The sequence below is a fragment of the Streptomyces sp. NPDC001941 genome, from assembly GCF_040296945.1.
Taxonomy (GTDB): Bacteria; Actinomycetota; Actinomycetes; order Streptomycetales; family Streptomycetaceae; genus Streptomyces.
Genome location: NZ_JBEOYE010000143.1, coordinates 1 through 17,024 on the forward strand (window position 1 = coordinate 1; position 17,024 = coordinate 17,024).

General features: G+C 71.1%; 16 protein-coding genes and 1 pseudogene. 7 read left to right on the forward strand and 10 right to left on the reverse strand.

The annotated features are described in order from the left end of the window. The 4 genes from ABT160_RS43745 to ABT160_RS43760 all read left to right on the forward strand — a co-directional run. On the forward strand, positions 1-177 hold a 177-nt coding region (locus ABT160_RS43745), incomplete at its 5' end, for a LuxR C-terminal-related transcriptional regulator (protein ID WP_351655070.1). 265 nt (positions 178-442) lie between these two features. After that, positions 443-2,287, forward strand: coding sequence for an eCIS core domain-containing protein (locus ABT160_RS43750; RefSeq protein ID WP_351655039.1), 1,845 nt, complete (start codon positions 443-445; stop codon positions 2,285-2,287). A gap of 241 nt (positions 2,288-2,528) precedes the next feature. After that, the gene (locus ABT160_RS43755; RefSeq protein WP_351655041.1) at positions 2,529-2,921 is read left to right on the forward strand and encodes a MerR family DNA-binding transcriptional regulator; all 393 of its coding nucleotides are present in this window, start codon (positions 2,529-2,531) and stop codon (positions 2,919-2,921) included. Between the two features lie 230 nt (positions 2,922-3,151). Then, positions 3,152-4,645: an oxidoreductase gene (locus tag ABT160_RS43760; protein ID WP_351655043.1), complete on the forward strand. Its 1,494-nt coding sequence runs from the start codon at positions 3,152-3,154 to the stop codon at positions 4,643-4,645. A gap of 16 nt (positions 4,646-4,661) precedes the next feature. On the opposite strand, the gene ABT160_RS43765 is transcribed toward ABT160_RS43760, so the two are convergent. Further along, positions 4,662-5,573: a ketopantoate reductase family protein gene (locus ABT160_RS43765; RefSeq protein ID WP_351655073.1), complete on the reverse strand. Its 912-nt coding sequence runs from the start codon at positions 5,571-5,573 to the stop codon at positions 4,662-4,664. 267 nt (positions 5,574-5,840) lie between these two features. Then, positions 5,841-6,155, reverse strand: a pseudogene (locus ABT160_RS43770) (DUF6817 domain-containing protein); the annotation flags it as partial. A 176-nt stretch (positions 6,156-6,331) separates the two neighbouring features. Between ABT160_RS43770 and ABT160_RS43775 the strand changes: the two are divergent. After that, on the forward strand, positions 6,332-7,258 hold the full coding sequence (locus tag ABT160_RS43775) for a LysR family transcriptional regulator (RefSeq protein ID WP_351655045.1): 927 nt from the start codon (positions 6,332-6,334) through the stop codon (positions 7,256-7,258). Between the two features lie 106 nt (positions 7,259-7,364). On the opposite strand, the gene ABT160_RS43780 is transcribed toward ABT160_RS43775, so the two are convergent. The 5 genes from ABT160_RS43780 to ABT160_RS43800 form a co-directional block, all read right to left on the reverse strand. Then, positions 7,365-8,354, reverse strand: a complete 990-nt coding sequence (locus tag ABT160_RS43780; RefSeq protein ID WP_351655047.1) for a nucleotidyl transferase AbiEii/AbiGii toxin family protein — start codon at positions 8,352-8,354, stop codon at positions 7,365-7,367. Next, positions 8,351-8,944, reverse strand: a complete 594-nt coding sequence (locus ABT160_RS43785; protein WP_351655050.1) for a hypothetical protein — start codon at positions 8,942-8,944, stop codon at positions 8,351-8,353. Before ABT160_RS43785 ends, ABT160_RS43780 begins: the two co-directional genes overlap by 4 nt. A 286-nt stretch (positions 8,945-9,230) precedes the next feature. Then, positions 9,231-10,082, reverse strand: coding sequence for an aldo/keto reductase (locus tag ABT160_RS43790; protein WP_351655052.1), 852 nt, complete (start codon positions 10,080-10,082; stop codon positions 9,231-9,233). A gap of 58 nt (positions 10,083-10,140) precedes the next feature. Then, positions 10,141-11,169, reverse strand: coding sequence for a zinc-binding dehydrogenase (locus ABT160_RS43795; protein ID WP_351655055.1), 1,029 nt, complete (start codon positions 11,167-11,169; stop codon positions 10,141-10,143). 52 nt (positions 11,170-11,221) lie between these two features. Next, the gene (locus ABT160_RS43800; protein ID WP_351655057.1) at positions 11,222-12,199 is read right to left on the reverse strand and encodes an aldo/keto reductase; all 978 of its coding nucleotides are present in this window, start codon (positions 12,197-12,199) and stop codon (positions 11,222-11,224) included. Between the two features lie 208 nt (positions 12,200-12,407). Between ABT160_RS43800 and ABT160_RS43805 the strand changes: the two genes are divergently transcribed. Both ABT160_RS43805 and ABT160_RS43810 read left to right on the forward strand, forming a co-directional pair. After that, positions 12,408-13,319: a helix-turn-helix transcriptional regulator gene (locus ABT160_RS43805; protein ID WP_351655059.1), complete on the forward strand. Its 912-nt coding sequence runs from the start codon at positions 12,408-12,410 to the stop codon at positions 13,317-13,319. A 110-nt stretch (positions 13,320-13,429) separates the two neighbouring features. Beyond that, complete coding sequence (locus ABT160_RS43810; RefSeq protein WP_351655062.1) at positions 13,430-13,864, forward strand: cupin domain-containing protein; 435 nt, start codon at positions 13,430-13,432, stop codon at positions 13,862-13,864. Between the two features lie 117 nt (positions 13,865-13,981). On the opposite strand, the gene ABT160_RS43815 is transcribed toward ABT160_RS43810, so the two are convergent. The 3 genes from ABT160_RS43815 to ABT160_RS43825 form a co-directional block, all read right to left on the reverse strand. Beyond that, the gene (locus ABT160_RS43815) at positions 13,982-14,185 is read right to left on the reverse strand and encodes a hypothetical protein (RefSeq protein ID WP_351655065.1); all 204 of its coding nucleotides are present in this window, start codon (positions 14,183-14,185) and stop codon (positions 13,982-13,984) included. Positions 14,186-14,682: 497 nt separating this feature from the next. Further along, on the reverse strand, positions 14,683-15,663 hold the full coding sequence (gene ppk2, locus ABT160_RS43820; RefSeq protein WP_351655076.1) for a polyphosphate kinase 2: 981 nt from the start codon (positions 15,661-15,663) through the stop codon (positions 14,683-14,685). 91 nt (positions 15,664-15,754) lie between these two features. Next, on the reverse strand, positions 15,755-16,591 hold the full coding sequence (locus tag ABT160_RS43825; protein WP_351655068.1) for a SigB/SigF/SigG family RNA polymerase sigma factor: 837 nt from the start codon (positions 16,589-16,591) through the stop codon (positions 15,755-15,757). Positions 16,592-17,024 lie beyond the last annotated feature (433 nt).

Here is a 17,024-nt window from a genome sequence, read left to right on the forward strand (position 1 = left end):
CGCGAGGCGGACATGCTGCGCCTGGTCTCGGAGGGCCTGGACACCGCGGAGATCGCCCGCAAGACCGCCTACTCCGAACGCACCGTCAAGAACGTGATCCACGAGGTCATCACGCGCCTGCAGCTGCGCAACCGGGCCCACGCGGTGGGCTACGCACTGCGCAACGGCCTCATCTGACACGGCCCGTACCCGGGGCGCCGTCATTCCTCACGGCGCCCCGGCCCCGCCCCCGACCGCGAGGCCGTCCGTGGCGGCCCGGACCGCTCAAGCGCGACGGGCGAGAGGTGACGGGCGAGAGGCGACGGCCGCGTGAACCAGGATCAGTACGTACGTACGGCGAAAGGCACAGCACATGCGCGCGCATGACCACTCCGGAAAGACATCCGATGTCGCCAGGCCGCCCACCGCGACGCCTCGCCGGACCCCCGACACCACGTCGGCCGTGCCCCCCGCCGGAGCCGGTTTCGCACCGGGAGAGGCACAGGCGCTCCAGCAGAGCATCGGCAACGCCGCCGTGGCCCGCGCCCTCCAACGGCGGATGCGGCGGCCCGAACCCGACAGCGGTCACGGAGAAGCGAGCGCCGACGTCGGCGCGGCCGTCAGCGACGTCCTGGGCTCGCGCGGCCGTCACCTGCCGGAGAAGGTCCAGCGCGACGCGGAGACGAGGCTGGGGACCCCCAAGGGCACGTACCGCGACGTCGAACTCCACGACACCGACACGGACAGGGAAGTCGCCCGGTCCGTGGGTGCCATCGCCCTCACGTCCGGCAACCACATCGTCGGAGACGTGTCGCGACCGCAGACCTTCTACCACGAGCTGCACCACATCTGGCAGCAGAAGCGCGGCACCGTCCCCGGCACCGACATGGGCAACGGGCTGAGGCTGTCCGACGCCCGTGACTCGGCCGAGCGCGAGGCCGAGAGCGTCGGCAACCGCGCCGCCGCGGCCCCGGTCCAGCGGGCTGTCACGGAACCGCACCTGGATTCCCACCCGGATTCCCACCCGGATTCCCATCTGGACTCCCCCTCGGAATCACACGCGCATGCCAGCCCGCATTCCGTAGCGGAACAGCACGCGGAGGAGACCGCCGCCGAGCCGTCCCCCGGCGCCCTGTCCCTGCCCATCCAGCGCAAGGTGGGCTTCGAGTTCGAGAGCAACATGCTGGTCAAGGCCGACGACAAGGCCGTCATCGCGAAGGACGAGAAGGTCTTCGAGGCCGACTCGGGTGACTGGTACATCACCCCCGACGCGAGCGCCCTGGAATTCGTCACCGTCCCCTTCGAGGAGGAGGGGGAGAACCCGGAGTGGGAACGCATGAAGCGGGCGGTGTCCGAGATGGCCGACGCCTTCTCCGCGATCCACACCACCGCGAGGCTGTCCCAGCTGATGGGCGGCGACACACCCCTGCACGAAGCGCTGTCGGATGGCACGGTCCACCAGCACGCCGGACACGACGTCTACGTGCCCGGCGAAAACCGCCTGATGCCCCCCACCGCCGCGCCGCAGGCCACCGGCGGCGTGAGCCTGGAGCGCATGCTCGCCCTGTTCGACGCCCTGATGAAGACCCAGCTCCCCGTCGAGTCCCCGACGAACCCGGAGGACGTCGCCATCCTCGACGAGGAACCCGAGGAGCGCACCGACAAGACCCCGCTGGCCGGTGCCGACCCCAGGCGGGACGCGAAGATCCTCGCGGACGCCCAGCACCTCACCGCCGCCTACGTCGAGGACCTGCCGGACACCGGGACCGGGGCGCTCGAGGGCCTCCTGGCGCTGATCTACACCTACCTGCTGGCCGGGGAGCGCCAGTCCCGGCAGCAGGACCAGGCGAAGTACTTCCTCCCGGTGATGACGCGGATGAGCTTCTCCGCCATGTTCGCGTCGCTGCCCGACGAGGCGAAGGCCGCCTTCGACCCCCGCAAGGTGCTCTCCCACGGCGGTTTCGAGCCCGACGAGCCCGTCTACAAGCAGGGCTTCTCCGACCGGGGCGCGGGCGACGCGACGACCTCGCGGGGCCCGGGCCGCGCGGCGTGGCTGGAGAGCATCACCAGCGGAGGACCGGACCTGATGTCCGCCGGCGGCGGCAGCGAGGTCACCGAAGGCATGAAGGCCAGCTCCCCGGCGATGGGCCAGCACGACGCCCTCGACGCGGGACACGGGAGCGGGGCGCCCGGACTGGCGCAGGTCGAGCTGCGCCGCCTGCCCAAGTCGGTCCCTCCGGGGGAGTGGCTGCCGGTCGCCTCGACGCTCTTCGAGATGTTCGGCGCGGTCCAGAATGGTCGCAAGTAACCACAGGTCCAGCCGCACCCCGTCCGCACCCCCGCCAGCGCGGCGGGGGCGGCGGGCCGTGGCCCCGCGGCGGAGCCGTCGCGGACGAGCGCGTTGGCCCGGTCGTCGGCCAGGTCGCCGAGGACGATCCCCGTCCCCGTACCCGTACCCGTACCCGTACCCTGGAACCTGACGTCGACGTCAGAGGCACTGTTGACGACAGGAACCCCCGACGACCGGAGCCGGGGCGAGAGGAAGAACCGTGACCGTCACCCACGACGACACCGTGCACGACGACACCGGGCGCCTGATCCGCATCGGCGAGCTGGCCAGGGGCGCCGGAGTCTCGGTGCGTGCCGTGCGCTACTACGAGGAACAGGGCCTGCTCGTCGCCGAACGCAGCCCGTCCGGACAGCGGCTCTACCCCGCGGGGGCCGTGGTCCTGGTGCGTTTCTTCCAGCAGATGTACGCCGCCGGTCTGACCAGCCGCAGGATCGCGGAGCTCCTCCCGTGCTGGGACACCGGGCACACCGACGCCGAGCAGCGCGCCATGCTGCGGGCCGAGCGCGAGCGCATCCAGGCCAAGGCCGACGACCTGCAGGCCGCCCTGGACCGCCTCGACGAGGTCATCGCGGCCACGGATACGCACCCGTAGGACACCCCGTCCCCCGGTCGCCCAGCGCGACGGGGGAGCGCGGGGAACGCGCGTAGGGATCCAGCCGGGTCGAGACGTTCGCGGACACTGGCCACACGCTCCCGACCTGCTGGTTCCGTGACCAGAAGGTCACTCTAGGACGCGGCCGCGGTGTGGCGCAGGGCTTCGGTGTTGCAGGTAGTGATGACGGTGTGATCCGTGCGGGAACGGGCGACCGCTAACCTGACCGCGTGCATCCTGATCACGAACTCACCTCGGCGGAAAGGCGGTTGCGCGACGCCTACCTCGGCGGTCGCGCGGTGGACTTCCGTACGGGAGACGCCCGGGACGAGATCGCCTGCGGGGACGGGTGGGGCGAGGAGCGGTCGATCAGGGCCGACGTCGTCAGCGCGCTGCTCCTGGGCGACGGCCCGGGCCCCTCGGCGCGGGTTCCGGCGCTGCGGGTCGCCGGCGCCCGCGTGACCGGCGCGCTCGACCTCGGCGGAGCCGACGTTCGGCACGGCATCTGGCTCGAAGGGTGCTGGTTCGAGCAGCCCGTCCGCCTCTCCGGAGCCACGACCCGCACGCTCGGTTTCAAGGGCAGCAGGCTTCCCGGGATCGACCTCGCGCTGGCCCGGGTCGACGGACGTGTGGCGCTGGGGCAGACCGTGGTCGACGGCACGCTGAACCTGCAGAACGCGCACATCGCGGGCGAGCTCATCCTCAACGACGCGACCATCACGGCCAACTCGCCCTCCGACGCTCGTTCCTGGGCCGTCTTCGCCGGCGGTCTGGTCATGGAAGGCGGTCTCTTCTGCACCAGAGCCGTCATCGACGGGGGCGTACGCATGCTGGGCGCGCAGCTCACCGGCGGCCTGCACATGCGACACGCGCGGCTACGGAACGCCGAAGGCCCCGCGCTCCTCGCCGACTACGTCGTGGCGAGCAGCGTCTGGCTCTCCGACGGGTTCAGCGCGGAGGGCACGGTCAGTCTGCGCGGCGCGCAAATAACGGACCAGCTCACGCTCGACGACGCCACCCTCCACGCCCCTGTGACCGCTCTCGACTGCGCCCGCATGCAAGCCGGAGCACTCGTGTTCACGCCGGCCGTGCCTCCGTCGGGCGAGATCGACCTGCGCGACGCGAAGGCGGCCGCGCTGCACGACCGCACGGACCGCTGGCCACCCACCGTGCACCTGCAGGGCTTCACCTATGGCTCCCTCCACGAGAGCGACGGCGTCACGGCCGCCTCCTTCGCGTCGCGCCTTGACTGGCTCGGGCGTGATCCCGGCTACGCCGCCCAGCCGTACGAACAACTCGCCCTCTGGTACCGGCAGATCGGCCACGACGACGAGGCCAGACGCGTACTGCTGACCAAGCAACGCCACCGCAGGAAGACCCTGCCGCTGCCCGCGCGGCTGTGGGGCCACCTCCTGGACCGGACCGTCGGCTACGGCTACCGGCCCTGGCTCGCGGGCCTGTGGCTCGCCGTCCTGACGCTGGTCGGCGTCGTGGCCTTCAGCACGCACACCCCGCGCGCGACCGACCCGGGCAAGGGAGCGCCGTTCAACGCCGTCGTCTACACCCTCGACCTCCTCGTCCCCATCGGAGGCTTCGGCCAGCGCACCGCCTGGTTCTGGCCGTCGGGCCCGGTCTCCTGGCTGGCGTACGCCCTCATGGCGGCGGGCTGGATCCTGACGACGGCCGTGGTGGCGGGCGTGACGCGCACGCTGAACCGCAACTGAGGCCGGGCGTACCAGCTCAAGGCCCGACAGCAGGGCACGGAACCTGCTCGGCGAGCTCCGTCACCAACCGTGCGGTGAGCGGGGTGGCCACGTCGTGCTCCGCCGCGGCGCGCAGGAAGGCCCCGCCGATGGCGTCCAGCTCGGTCGGCCGGCCCGCTTCCGTGTCGCGCAGCATGGAGGACTTGGTCGTGGCCGGGAAGGAGTCGTACAGGGAGAGGATCCTCTGAGGATCAGTGGCCGCGCCACAAGCCCGGCTCACGGCACTGGTTTCGGCGATCAGATCCGTGAGCAACGCTCGGTGGGTGGTGCGTACCTCACCTGCGGTGAGGCGGTGGCGGGTCGTGAGCAGAGCGAGCGGGGCGAGGAAAGCCAGCTTGGTCCAGAGCACCGTTGCTTCGTCGTCGTACGTACGCACAGCTATGCCGATTGCCTCAAGGACGGCGACCAGCGGCGCCAGGGATCGCGCTCGTCCGGCGAGGTCGATCTCGGTGAACGGGCTGCTGTGCCGGATCGTCGCCGGTGCGGTACGGGTGGACTCGACCCGGATGGCGCCGGGTACGACGCGGTCGGGTCCGAAGCGTTCACGCAACAGAGCGGGGTGCTCGACACCGTTGAGCAGGGGGAGGACCAAGGCGTTGCCGAGCACGGAGGACGGTGTCCGGTCCAGGGCCGGGCCCAGAGCCGTCTGCTTGACCGTGACCAGGCACAGGTCGACGGGGCGGCGCAGTACGGTATCCGCTTCGACGGGTACGCCGAAGTCGCCGAACTGTGCGCTGCTGACGCGCAGTCCGCCGTCGCGCAAGGCATGAACCGTCGGCTCTCCGGCCAGGCAGATGACGTGGTGTCCGGCCCGCGCCAGGAGCGCGGCGAGCAGGCCACCGACGCCGCCGGGCCCGAGTACGGCCACGCGCCAGGGGCGGTCGGCCACGCCCGGGGCGAGCAGCCTTCGCGAATCTTCCCGTGCAGCTGGGGTCAGCAGGGGGCCGAATCGCGTGAACAGGGCGTGCAGTTCGGGCCCCCACTGCGCGCGGAACTCGGAATCGTGTTCGGCCAGGTCGAGTTCGTTGGCGGCGGTCAGCTCGGCGAAGTCCGCGCGTTCCTGCATGGACGGTGCGTGTGTGCGGCCGTTGAAGCGGTCGGTGATGCGGCTGCCGTCGGTGGTGAGCAGGGGATAGGCCGTCCCGCGCTCGCAGCTGGCATAGCGATACACGAGCTGTTCGGCCTCCGGGCCGATGACGGCGGCCAGTTCGGCGCGCCGGTCCAGGGGCAGCAGCGCGGTGGCGAAGCCGTCCGTACCGTAGGCGGCGTGACACAGGCCTGCCAGGCGCAGTGCGGGGCGGGCGCCCCAGGCGGCGAGGCGATCGTGGACGCGGCCCAGATGGGCGAGGAGGGTGCTGTCCGGGTGGGGTACGTGATCGGCCCCGAGGGAGCGCAGCAGGGCGACGGCGTCGCGCGTGAACGGGCTCTTGTTCAAAGGACTGTTCGAAGGGCTGTTCAAGGGGGTGTTCACAGGGTGGTCCCTTCCAGAGGGTGGCAGGGTCGGCGCCCGTCTGTGCTCCCGCGCCGGTCCGGATCCAGCTGCGGTGCGGGACGGGTCGCCGCCCTGGCTCCGCGATCCTCGAACGGCCCGAGACCCAAGTCAATCCTGCGTTCCCCTTGCAAAGACCAAAGCAGTAGCTTGGGTCGGTGACTCTTGATGACCTCCGTGTGTTTATGGACGTGTGCCGCTCCGGATCGCTGAGCGCAGTGGCCCGCGACCTGGACTGCACCCAGCCGGCCGTCAGCCAGCACGTGAAGCGGCTGGAACGCGAATTGGGATTGGCCCTGGTCGAACGCCACCCGCGCGGCGTCGTACCCACCCAGGCCGGACGCATCCTGCACGCTGCGCTGCGCGACGGGCTGGGCAGCCTCGACCACGCGCTGCGCCAACTCGACGCCCTGGCACGCGGCGAGGGCGGCTCCGTACGCATCACCACCGGCGCCACCACCGTGCGGCACTTCATGTCCGCCGGCGTCGTCGACTTCAGAGCCCGTCACCCGCAGGCCAGTCTGGAGTTCCAGACGGCCAACTCGAGCCGAGACTGCTGCGAGGCACTCGCCGCCGGTGGACTGGATCTCGCCTGGATCACCCTGGACACCCCGGTGCGCGGCATCGAGCAGCGGCCCGTCGTCGAGCTTCCGTGGGTGCTCGCGGTACGCGAGGGTGACCCGTTGGCCGACCGGTCGCACATCGCACCCGCCGACCTGGAGCACGTCCGCCTCATCGGACTGCCGGAGAACTCCACCTCCCGCGCCCGCCTGGACGTCTGGCTCGGTGGATCAGGAGTACACGTGTCGAGCGACAGCAGCGCTGCCGACTGGGACACCGCCGTCCTGCTGGCCGAACTCGGCGTCGGATACGCCGTTGTCCCCGCCCTGCCCGGCTGGCGAGGACCCGGCCACCCGGACCTGCGCCTGGTACCCATCCCCGACCTGCCCCCGCTGACCGCCGGCTGGGCGGTGCGCCGCTGGGACGCCCTGTCACCGCTGGCCCGCGCATTCGCCGACACCGTGGCCCGGCACTCCGCCGCGCTCGGCGCTCAGGCTGCGCCGGGAAGCTCCGGTCGGCGCTGAGACCGACCCTGAACCGCACCCGGTGCCCAGGCCGCCCCTGAAGTCCCGGCACGCAGCCTCACCCGGCCACCTCGCCGACCGTAGCGCGAACCAGGGCCCGGCGCGCTCAGGACATGGCCCCCAGTACCGGTGCCAGGGCGGCGACCAGGCGGGCCTCCAGGTCGCGTCGTGCGGCCTCGCTGTCGGGGTGGGCGTCGAAGCCTTCCCAGTCGGCCGCGCGGGCGGCCCACTCGAACATCGCCAGGTTCAGCGGCTCGTCCGGCGCGCCCGGCCACTCATCCGCCTCGCGCAGTACGGTCTCCAGCAAGGCGAGGGGCAGGGTGCAGCTCTCGGCGAGGAGGACCGCGTCGTACAGGTCCTTGGCCTGCGGATACATGTCGCAGCTCAGCCACATGAGCTTCCAGGCCAGGGACAGTTCACGGTCCGCGGCCGCCAGGCGGACGCCCGCGACCTCGGCCGGGCGGGGCGGTGTCGGCAGGCGTTCGTTGAAGACGAAGTCCAGCTGGACCTGCCCGCCGGGGACGCCGGGGGCGGTCCACGGCAGCACCAGCCGGTGGCCCGGCACCCGCTCGTACGTCCAGATGTCCTCGGACACGGCTCCGGCCGCCGAGATGGACGGGCCCATACGCCGCTCACGGGCCAGGTGCTCGGCCGCGGCGGCGATACCGCTCAGCATCGTCTGGGTCCGGGGCTCTTCGATGCGCCAGGTCTCGGGGACGACGACGAAGTCGATGTCCTTGGGCGCGCGGGCCGCGTCACCGAACCAGGCCCCCATCAGCATGCTGCCGCGCAGGACGAGCGAGCCGGCCCACGGCGAGCCAGCGACAGCGGCGAGCACGAGATCCAGCGCCGCGCGCCGGGCAGCCTGCCAGGCCACGCGTACCTGCGGGTCCTCGACGACACCGTCGCCGGGCCGGTAGGCGTAGTCGAAGTGCTTCAGCGCGGGGTCGAAGACCCGGTGCCCGACGGCCACCTCACCGACGCCGGCGGTCAGCGTGCGGGGCAGCTCGTGTCTCCGGTCCGCCTGGTCGGTGGCCGACTCGGTGACACTGTCCGGCCCGTCCGGGATGGACGGGGTCCACTGCTGCTCGTTCATACAGCCTCCTCCAGCCAGCCCTCGTCCCACGACAGGTCGCTGTCGGAAACCACGAACTCCTGCTCCTGCGAGAGCAGTTCATAACCTTCATCGAGCAATACGTCGATCAGCGCTTCGCAGGCGCGCCCCGCCGCGTCCAGGGGCCCCGCGTGCCGCTGGGTCACGAACCGCTCGTGCCGCCCACCGGGCCCCGGAAGCTCCCGGCGCGCGTTCCACGACACATGGGCCCCGTGCGGGACGACGAGGTCCTCCAGCGCCGCACGGTCGTAGGCGGCGGGCAGCGCCAGCTTGACGTGGTGCTCGTAGTAGCCCCCGCCCGGCCCCGCGGGCTCCGTGGTCCACGGCACCGTCTCGACCTTCACCCGAGCCGGCTCGAATCCGGCTGCCCGCAAGGCGGCCACCACCGCCGGGTGACCCGTTCGGCCCCGCAGGGTCAGCATCGGCTGGACCGGTGTGAGTCCGCGCGCGAGGACGATGGTGGTGACCTTCAACTCCCGCTCCGCCGCCCACGCGCCGAGCCGGTCAAGCTCCGGCTCGCTCGTGCACCGCACGGTCACATGCGTCTCGAAAACGTCGTCCACCTGGTTCATCCCCGCCCCGCGCACCTTCCTCAGATCGCGGCGATTCTGGCAGATCAGAGATCGTGGACGCCTCCGGGTTTTCACGTCAGGAGGAGTCGGCGTGTAGGTTCAGCGACTTCGTGGACACCTGTGGGCGTCTACCTGAAGCGCCACGACTTCGGTGTGGCCCGCAGGAGAGTGCGTCGACAGATGGGCGGTTCGGGCCTCGGGCGGAGCTCGAAGACGAGGTTCGAGCAGCGAGCGGGGCGGCAGGTCGTCGGTTGCCTGTCGCTCGCAGCGGCCGCAGGGCTTTGGATCAGGCGTCGAGGCGGCGCTTGGCGAGCCAGGCGACGATCTCGGGGTCGTGGTGGTCGAAGAACAGGGACCGGCCGGTGTCGAGGGTGGCGATCTCGGCCATCTGCTCGTCGGTCAGGTCGAAGTCGAAGACGTCGAAGTTCTCGGCCATGCGCTCGGCGCGCACGGACTTGGGAATGGTGATGACGTCGCGCTGGGTGAGCCAGCGCAGAACGACCTGCGCGACGGACTTGCCGTAGTCCTTGCCGACGTCTGCGAGGAGGGGGTTGGCGAACAGGTCGTTCTTGCCTTCGGCGAACCCGCCCCAGGACTGGTGCTGGACGCCGTGCTCGCGCATCAGGGCGTGGTAGTCGGTGCGCTGGAAGAAGGGATGGGTCTCGATCTGGTTGACCGCAGGGGTGATCTCGTTGTTGACGATCAGGTCGATCAGCCGGTCGGGGTAGAAGTTGGCGACGCCGATGGCGCGGGTCAGGCCCTCGCGGTTGAGGGCCTCCATGGCACGCCACTGGCCGTAGACGTCGCCGAAGGGCTGGTGCATCAGGTACAGGTCGACGTGGTCCAGGCCCAGCTTCGTCAGCGAGGTTTCGAAGGCGCGGCGGGTGTTGTCCTGGGCGGGGGCGTCCTGGACCCACAGCTTTGTGGTGACGAACAGGTCCCCGCGCGGGATGCCGCTGGACGCGATGGCATGGCCGACGGCTTCTTCGTTGCCGTAGGCGGCGGCGGTGTCCAGCAGCCGGTATCCGGCGGCGAGCGCGTCAGAAACGGCGCGCTCGGTGTCCTCGGCGGGGATCTGGTAGACGCCGAAGCCGAGCAGTGGCATGACGACGCCGTTGTTGAGGGTGACGGTCTTCATCAGACAGTGTCCTTCGCTGTGTGGGTGTGGGTGTGGGTGTGGGTGCCGGTGGTGGTGGTCAGGGGCGGATGAGGGCCTTCAGTACCTGGCGGTCGGCCATGGCCTGGTAGGCGTCCGGGGTCCGGTCGAGGGAGAAGGTCTGGTCGAAGACGCGGCCGGGGGCGATGGCGCCGTCCAGGACATCGGGCAGCAGCTGTTCGATGTAGGCGCGCGCGGGGCTGGCGCCGCCGGTCAGGGTGAGGTTGCGCATGAAGACGGCCGGGCCGAGGGGGCCCTCCTCGTACTGGGGCACGCCGAGGCGGCTGATGGTGCCGCCGTCCAGGACGGCTCCGAGGGCGGTGTCGAGGGTCTGGCGGGTGCCGACGGCCTCGATGACCTTGTTCACGCCGCCGGTCAGCTCGCGGATGCGGGCGATGCCCTCCTCGCCGCGCTCGGCGACCACGTCGGTGGCGCCGAACCCACGGCCGAGATCCGTGCGCGCCTGGTGGCGTCCGGCGAGGATGACCCGCTCGGCCCCGAGCCGCTTGGCGGCGATGACCGCGCACAGGCCGACCGCGCCGTCGCCGACGACGAGCACGGTGTCGCCGTGTCCGACGCCTGCGGTGACGGCGCCGTGATGGCCGGTGGTCATGACGTCGGACAGGGCCAGCAGGGACGGCAGCAGCGCGGAGTCCGCGGACACGGGGAGCCTGACCAGGGTGCCGGAGGCGTGCGGGACCCGGATGGCCTCACCCTGTCCGCCGTCAACGCCGTCGAAGCCGTACCGGCCGCCGTTGCGACAGGAGATGTGCAGACCCTTGGCGCAGTAGTCGCACGTGTTGTCGCTGTACGTGAACGGGGCGACGACCAGGTCACCCGCCGCCAGCCCGGTCACGTCCGTACCGAGTTCTTCGACGATGCCGAGGAACTCGTGCCCCATGGGGCGGCCGGTGCCGCCGGCGGGCATGGAGGCGTAGGGCCACAGGTCGCTGCCGCACACGCAGGAAGCGACGACGCGTACGACCACGTCGGTGGGCTGGTCGATCTTCGGGTCGGGCCGGTCCTCGACGCGTACGTCTCCGGCGCCGTACAGCACGGCTGCGCGCATGACGGGGTTACTCCAGACGGGTGAGCGGAGCAGTGCTCCGGCGAGGGTGGCATCAGCGCTCCAGCATCCGGGCCTGGGCCTCGGTGTGGGTGGCGCCGGAGGCCGGCGGCAGGGCGGTCAGCGTCTCGATCTGCCGCGTGGTGAGGGTGACGGCGTCGGCGGCGGCGTTCTCCTCCACCCGGGGCACGCGCTTGGTGCCGGGGATCGGGGCGATGTCGCCGCCCTGGGCCAGCAGCCAGGCCAAGGCCACCTGTCCCGGCGTCGCACCGACCTCGTCGGCCAGGACCTTGACCTGGTCGGCGAGGGCCAGGTTGCGCCGGAAGTTCTCACCGGTGAAGCGCGGGTTGTCGCGGCGGAAGTCGTTCTCGTCGAACTGGTCGGTGGAGCGCACCGTGCCCGTGAGCATCCCGCGGCCCAGGGGAGAGAACGGCACCAGGCCGATGTTCAGCTCCCGCAGCACGGGCAGCACCCGCTCCTCGATCCCGCGCGTGAACAGCGAGTACTCCGACTGCACCGCGGTGACCGGCTGGACGGCGTGGGCGCGGCGGATCGTGTCCGGGCCCGCCTCCGAGAGGCCGAAGGCGCGCACCTTGCCCTCGGCGATCAGCTCGCCGACGGCGCCCGCGGTGTCCTCGATCGGCGTGCTCGGGTCCACGCGGTGCTGGTAGTACAGGTCGATGTGGTCGGTGCCGAGCCGCTTCAGCGAGCCCTCGACGGCGGTGCGGATGTTCGCGGGGCTGGAGTCCAGGTTCCACGGGCCGTCGCCGCCGTGCGAGACCAGCCCGAACTTCGTGGCGAGGACCACCTTGTCCCGGCGGCCCTTCAGCGCACGGCCGAGCAGGACCTCATTGGTGTAGGGGCCGTAGATCTCGGCGGTGTCGATCAGCGTGACGCCCAGCTCCAGCGCCCGGTGCACGGTCCTCATCGACTCCGCATCGTCGGTGCCGGAGCCGGTGTAGCCGTGGGACATCCCCATGGCACCCAGCCCGATCCGGGAAACCTCCAGGTCACGCAGCTTGATGTAGCGCATTTCGCCCCTCTTCCACATCGCGGATGCTCAGCCCCTTCAACCTTCGCCCGGCCGGGCAGGCCGTGCCTGCCCGACCCGGGAGGCGGGTTGGTTTGCCCCTTCACCTTCGCCGGGACTGCGCGCGGGAGGCAGGGTGGGCTCTTCGGGGGTAATGGCAGAGCCCCCCTCGGCGCTGCGCAGCGGGCGTAGGACGGGTGAGACTGGGGGCATGGCATCGACGAGCGCACACAGCGAGGGCGCCGAGCTGGGCCGCTACCTGCGCGCCCGCCGCACCCAGACCAGCCCCCAACACGTCGGCCTCACCCCTGGCGCCGGCACCCGCCGCACCCCAGGACTACGACGCGAGGAACTGGCCACCCTGGCCGGCATCAGCATCGACTACTACGTCCGATTGGAACGCGGCAAGGAGACCCGCCCCAGCCCCGCCGTCCTCGACTCCCTCGCCCGCGCCCTGCACATGGACGACCAAGAGCACCAGCACCTGCGCGAGCTGGCCGCCCGCGCCGCGCGCTACGTCGCCGAACCGCTACCCGCGCCCAGCCGAACCGTGCGACCCCACCTCAAGCTGCTGTTGGAGTCCCTGCGCCCGAACCCGGCGTACGTCATCAGCCGCAGCATGGACGTGCTCGCATGGAATCCCGGTGGTCTCGCCCTGTACGCGGGACTCGACGACTGGCCCGCCAAACACCGGAACCTCGCCCGCTACCTCTTCCTCCACCCCGCCGCCCGTGACCTCTTCCCCGACTGGGACCGCCAGATCACCGCCTGCGTCGCCCGCCTGCGCGCCACCGCCGGCACCGCACCCGATGCGCCGGACCTGACCAACCTCGTCGGCGAACTCCTGCTGAAGAGCGCGGACTTCGCGGGCCTGTGGGAGCGCTACGAGGTGACAGGACGCAAACCCGCCCACAAGACGTTCCAGCACCCGCAGGTAGGGGCCCTCACCCTGACCTCGCAGTCCCTCCACGTCGAAGGCACCCCGGGGCAACGCATCGGCGTCTACACCGCCGAACCCGGCAGCCCCGACCACGACGCCCTCCTCCTGCTCGACATGACGGCCCCCCGCCCGGTGCTCAGCCCGGCTCCCGGATCGAAGACCCGGGGACCTTCCTCCTCGTAGGGCTGCCGCTCCATGCCGCATGCTGACCTGAGTGGAAGTCGAGGGCCGGGTGTGGACCCGACACCGGCTGCGTACCGCCGACACTCGTATGGATCAAGGAGAGATTCACCATGGCCGATCACGGCTTCCAGCAGCCCTTCGCGCTCGGTGAGACCAACGACGCCTACGCCGAGTACTTCATCGGGCAGAGTTACCTGGCCCCCCTGACTGGGGGAAGCGTCCCGGTCAGCAACGTGTCCTTCGAGCCGGGCTGCCGCAACAACTGGCACATCCACCACGGAACGGACGGTGGCGGCGACCAGATCCTCCTGTGCGCAGCCGGCAGCGGCTGGTACCAGGCCGAAGGAGAGGCGCCGGTCAGCATGACCCCCGGCACCGTCATCCGTGTCCCGGCGGGCACCAAGCACTGGCACGGCGCGAAGGCCGACTCCTGGTTCTCCCACCTCGCCTTCATCACCCCAGGCAAGGGTGTCAGCAACGAATGGCTGGAGCCGGTCACCGACGAGGTGTACGACAGGCTCCCGAACAACGGGGACGACGCGTGACCAGTCGACCCCGCCGAACACCTTCTTGGCGTTCAGGGTGCGTCGGCCTCGCCAGCGGACGCGCCGACCACCGCACCGGCCTCGGCAACCGCGCCAACCCCAAGAGCTGCGGACGGCTCACCGCTCCGTGAAGCGGAGCCCCATCGCCGCCGTCAGGTCGTCGTACCAGCCGTCCGCGAAGGCCACCTCGACCGCGGGCGGATCCGCGTCGAGCCCCGCGGCATGTGCCCAGGCGAGGGCCGCGCGCACGGCCTCCTCCCGTCGGTAGCCGTCGGGCGGCGCGTCGTACTCGGCCGCGGCCTCCTCCTCGAAAACGCCCACCCATTCCTCCCCGCCGGGAGCGGCGCCGTGCACGACGGCGCAGTCCTCGTCGGCGACGTACACCGCCAGCGCGGGCGCCCCGGTGGCCCCGGTGATCGGGGTCGGCTCGGGGGCGGTGTCCGGGCCGCCGATCCACAGCTCCCGTCACTCCCGCGCCACGTGGACGTCACGGGCCTCGGCTCCGGGCGGGAGGACCATGACCGTGAAGATCGCCGACCTCCGGGACGGCAAGCGCTACAAGTGGCACGTCCGCGCCGAGGACGGCGTGGCCAACTCGCCCTACAGCGCGCAGTGCGGATTCAATGTAGCCAAGTCAGCGCCCGAGAAGCCCGTCGTGACCTCCGCCGACGAACAGCCGCTGACGCCACCCACCGCACCATGGAGGACGCCCCGCTCCGGGGCGTCCTCCACGCGCACGTCCCACCTCACCGTCCACCGCGGCAACCGCCCTCGGCCGGACCGTGACCACGACTCGGTACGCACGGCCCTCCCGGGTCCTACCGCCCGGGATCCGGGTCCGGGTGGCTGCCCGGGCCGTGCGGGGCGTCGGACAGCGGGGTGGGGGAGAGGGTGGTGGGGTCCTCGTCCCGCTCCAGAAGGGTGTCGGCCGGTCCGACGATCAGCGGATCGGGCTCGCCGACAGCGGCCTGGTCCTTCTGCGGGTAGGGGCAGCGGGCCAGGAGGCTGCGCATGGCCTCCAGGCGGCCGCGGCGCTTGTCGTTGGTCTTCACCACCGTCCACGGTGCGTGCTCGGTGTCGGTGGCCCGGAACATCTCGACCTTCGCCGTCGTGTAGGCGTCCCAGAGGTCGAGGGAGGCGAGGTCGGTGGGGGACAGCTTCCACTGGCGTACGGGATCGACCTGGCGGATCGCGAAGCGCGTGCGCTGTTCCGCGCGCGAGACGGAGAACCAGAACTTCACCAGCACGATCCCGTCGTCGGTCAGCATCCGCTCGAACAGCGGCGTCTGGTGCAGGAACCGTTCCACCTCCTCCGGGGTGGAGAAGCCCATGACGCGTTCCACGCCGGCGCGGTTGTACCAGGAACGGTCGAAGAACACGATCTCGCCGGGAGCGGGGAGGTGGGGGACGTACCGCTGGAAGTACCACTGGCCGGCCTCCCTCTCGGTGGGCTTGTCCAGGGCGACCACCCGCGCACCGCGCGGGTTGAGGCGCTCGGTGAACCGCTTGATCGTGCCGCCCTTGCCCGCCGCGTCACGCCCCTCGCAGAGCACCACGACCCGCTGGCCGGCGTCCTTCACCCACCGCTGCAACTTCAGCAGCTCGATCTGCAGCAGACGCTTGGAGGCCTCGTACTCGCGCCGCCGCAGCCTCACTTCGTACGGGTAGTTCTCGCGCCAGGTGCGCAGCGGACGCCCCGCCCCGTCCAGCAATACGGGCTGTTCCGGGCGTTGTTCGTCGACGGTCAGGCCTTCCAGCAGCGTGGCGGCCGCGACCGGCTCGTGCAGTGGCGAGGGCACGGGGTCGGTGCTCTCTGCTTCGGGAAGGGGGCCAGTGGCCACGGTGCCTCCTGGGCGCGGGGCGGGCGGGGAGGAGCGGTGTACGGACTGTTCAGGCGGCGTGCTGGGCCGCGGGATCGTCGTCGGTGTCCATGACCTGGATGCGGATGCGGGCGCAGGTCTTGGTGATGATGCGGGAGACGTGCATCTGGGAGATGCCGAACCGCTCCGCGATCCGCGCCTGGGGCATGTCGTGGAAGAACCGCAGGTAGAGGATCGTCTTCTCGCGGTCGGGCAGGGCCGCGAGCGCGCTCCGGACGGACTCGCGGTCCACCACCAGGTCGTAACCGCCCTCCGCCTGGCCGACGGCGCCGTACAGCGTGGTGACCTCGTCGGACGGAGCCCCGGGGGACACGCTCCGGTCCAGGGACAGCGCGTTGTACGCGTCCATGGCCTCCAGTCCCGCGCGCACCTGTTCCACGCTGATCCGCGCCCGTTCGGCGATGTCGATCAGCGACGGTTCCCCGCCGCCCACGGCCTGGAGCTCACGCTGCGCGCGGCGGACCTTGTTGCGGGCGTCCTGCACGCGCCGGGGGACGTGGAGGTCCCAGCCGAAGTCGCGGAAGTGCCGCTTGATCTCACCCGAGATGGTGGGCACGGCGAAGGCCGCGAACGGTCCCGAGGCCGGGTCGTAGCGGTTGATCGCACCGACCAGGCCCATCGCCGCGACCTGACGCAGGTCCTCACGGCTCTCGCCGCGCTCACGGTACTTGTCGGCGATCCGCCGGGCCATCGGCAGCCAGGCCCGCACCAGTTGCTCACGTATCCGTTCCCGCTCCGGTCCCTGTTCCAGGGCGCGCAGTCGCTGGAAGAGCAGGCTGGTGTCAGGGTCGTCCGCGGGGCGGTCGGGGGACCTGGTGGTGGATCCGGACCTGGCTGTGGTGTTCACGAGGTTCTCCAGCCAACGGGTGACGCGCGGCAGTTGGGGTACCCCGCTCCGGACGCCTGGGACGGTGCGAAGCAGGGGGAGTGCCTACGGGTCCGAAGCACGACCCCCGCTTGCCCCCGGGCGAATCCGGCAAACGGGCCGGTGAGCACGTGACACCGCCAGGCCGCGGAACCGCCACCCCACCGCAGGGGCTACCGCCTGGGTAGAGCGAAAGGGTCCCCGGTCGATCGAGGGCTTGTTGGGTCGCCTGCGCGTGGTGGGGAGAAGAGGGAGCGGGCAGAACGCGGGGGGATTCGTGGCATCGCCGTCTGCCCTGCGGAACGGACTGCAAACAAGCCGGTTTCCCGTGAATGGGCGTAGAATTGCAGGGCATCCGAGGTGCAGGAGGTTGATAACGATGGTTCCCCTGCTTCTTGTTCTTCTGCTCGCCCTG

What these genes read in the sequence shown, in the direction of transcription:
- ABT160_RS43780 (WP_351655047.1), bottom strand. Translation starts at nt 8,354, where the DNA reads ATGAACGAGCAGCAGTGGACCCCGTCCATCCCGGACGGGCCGGACAGT.
- ABT160_RS43785 (WP_351655050.1), bottom strand. Translation starts at nt 8,944, where the DNA reads ATGAACCAGGTGGACGACGTTTTCGAGACGCATGTGACCGTGCGGTGC.
- ABT160_RS43790 (WP_351655052.1), bottom strand. Translation starts at nt 10,082, where the DNA reads ATGAAGACCGTCACCCTCAACAACGGCGTCGTCATGCCACTGCTCGGC.
- ABT160_RS43795 (WP_351655055.1), bottom strand. Translation starts at nt 11,169, where the DNA reads ATGCGCGCAGCCGTGCTGTACGGCGCCGGAGACGTACGCGTCGAGGAC.
- ABT160_RS43800 (WP_351655057.1), bottom strand. Translation starts at nt 12,199, where the DNA reads ATGCGCTACATCAAGCTGCGTGACCTGGAGGTTTCCCGGATCGGGCTG.
- ABT160_RS43805 (WP_351655059.1), top strand. Translation starts at nt 12,408, where the DNA reads ATGGCATCGACGAGCGCACACAGCGAGGGCGCCGAGCTGGGCCGCTAC.
- ABT160_RS43810 (WP_351655062.1), top strand. Translation starts at nt 13,430, where the DNA reads ATGGCCGATCACGGCTTCCAGCAGCCCTTCGCGCTCGGTGAGACCAAC.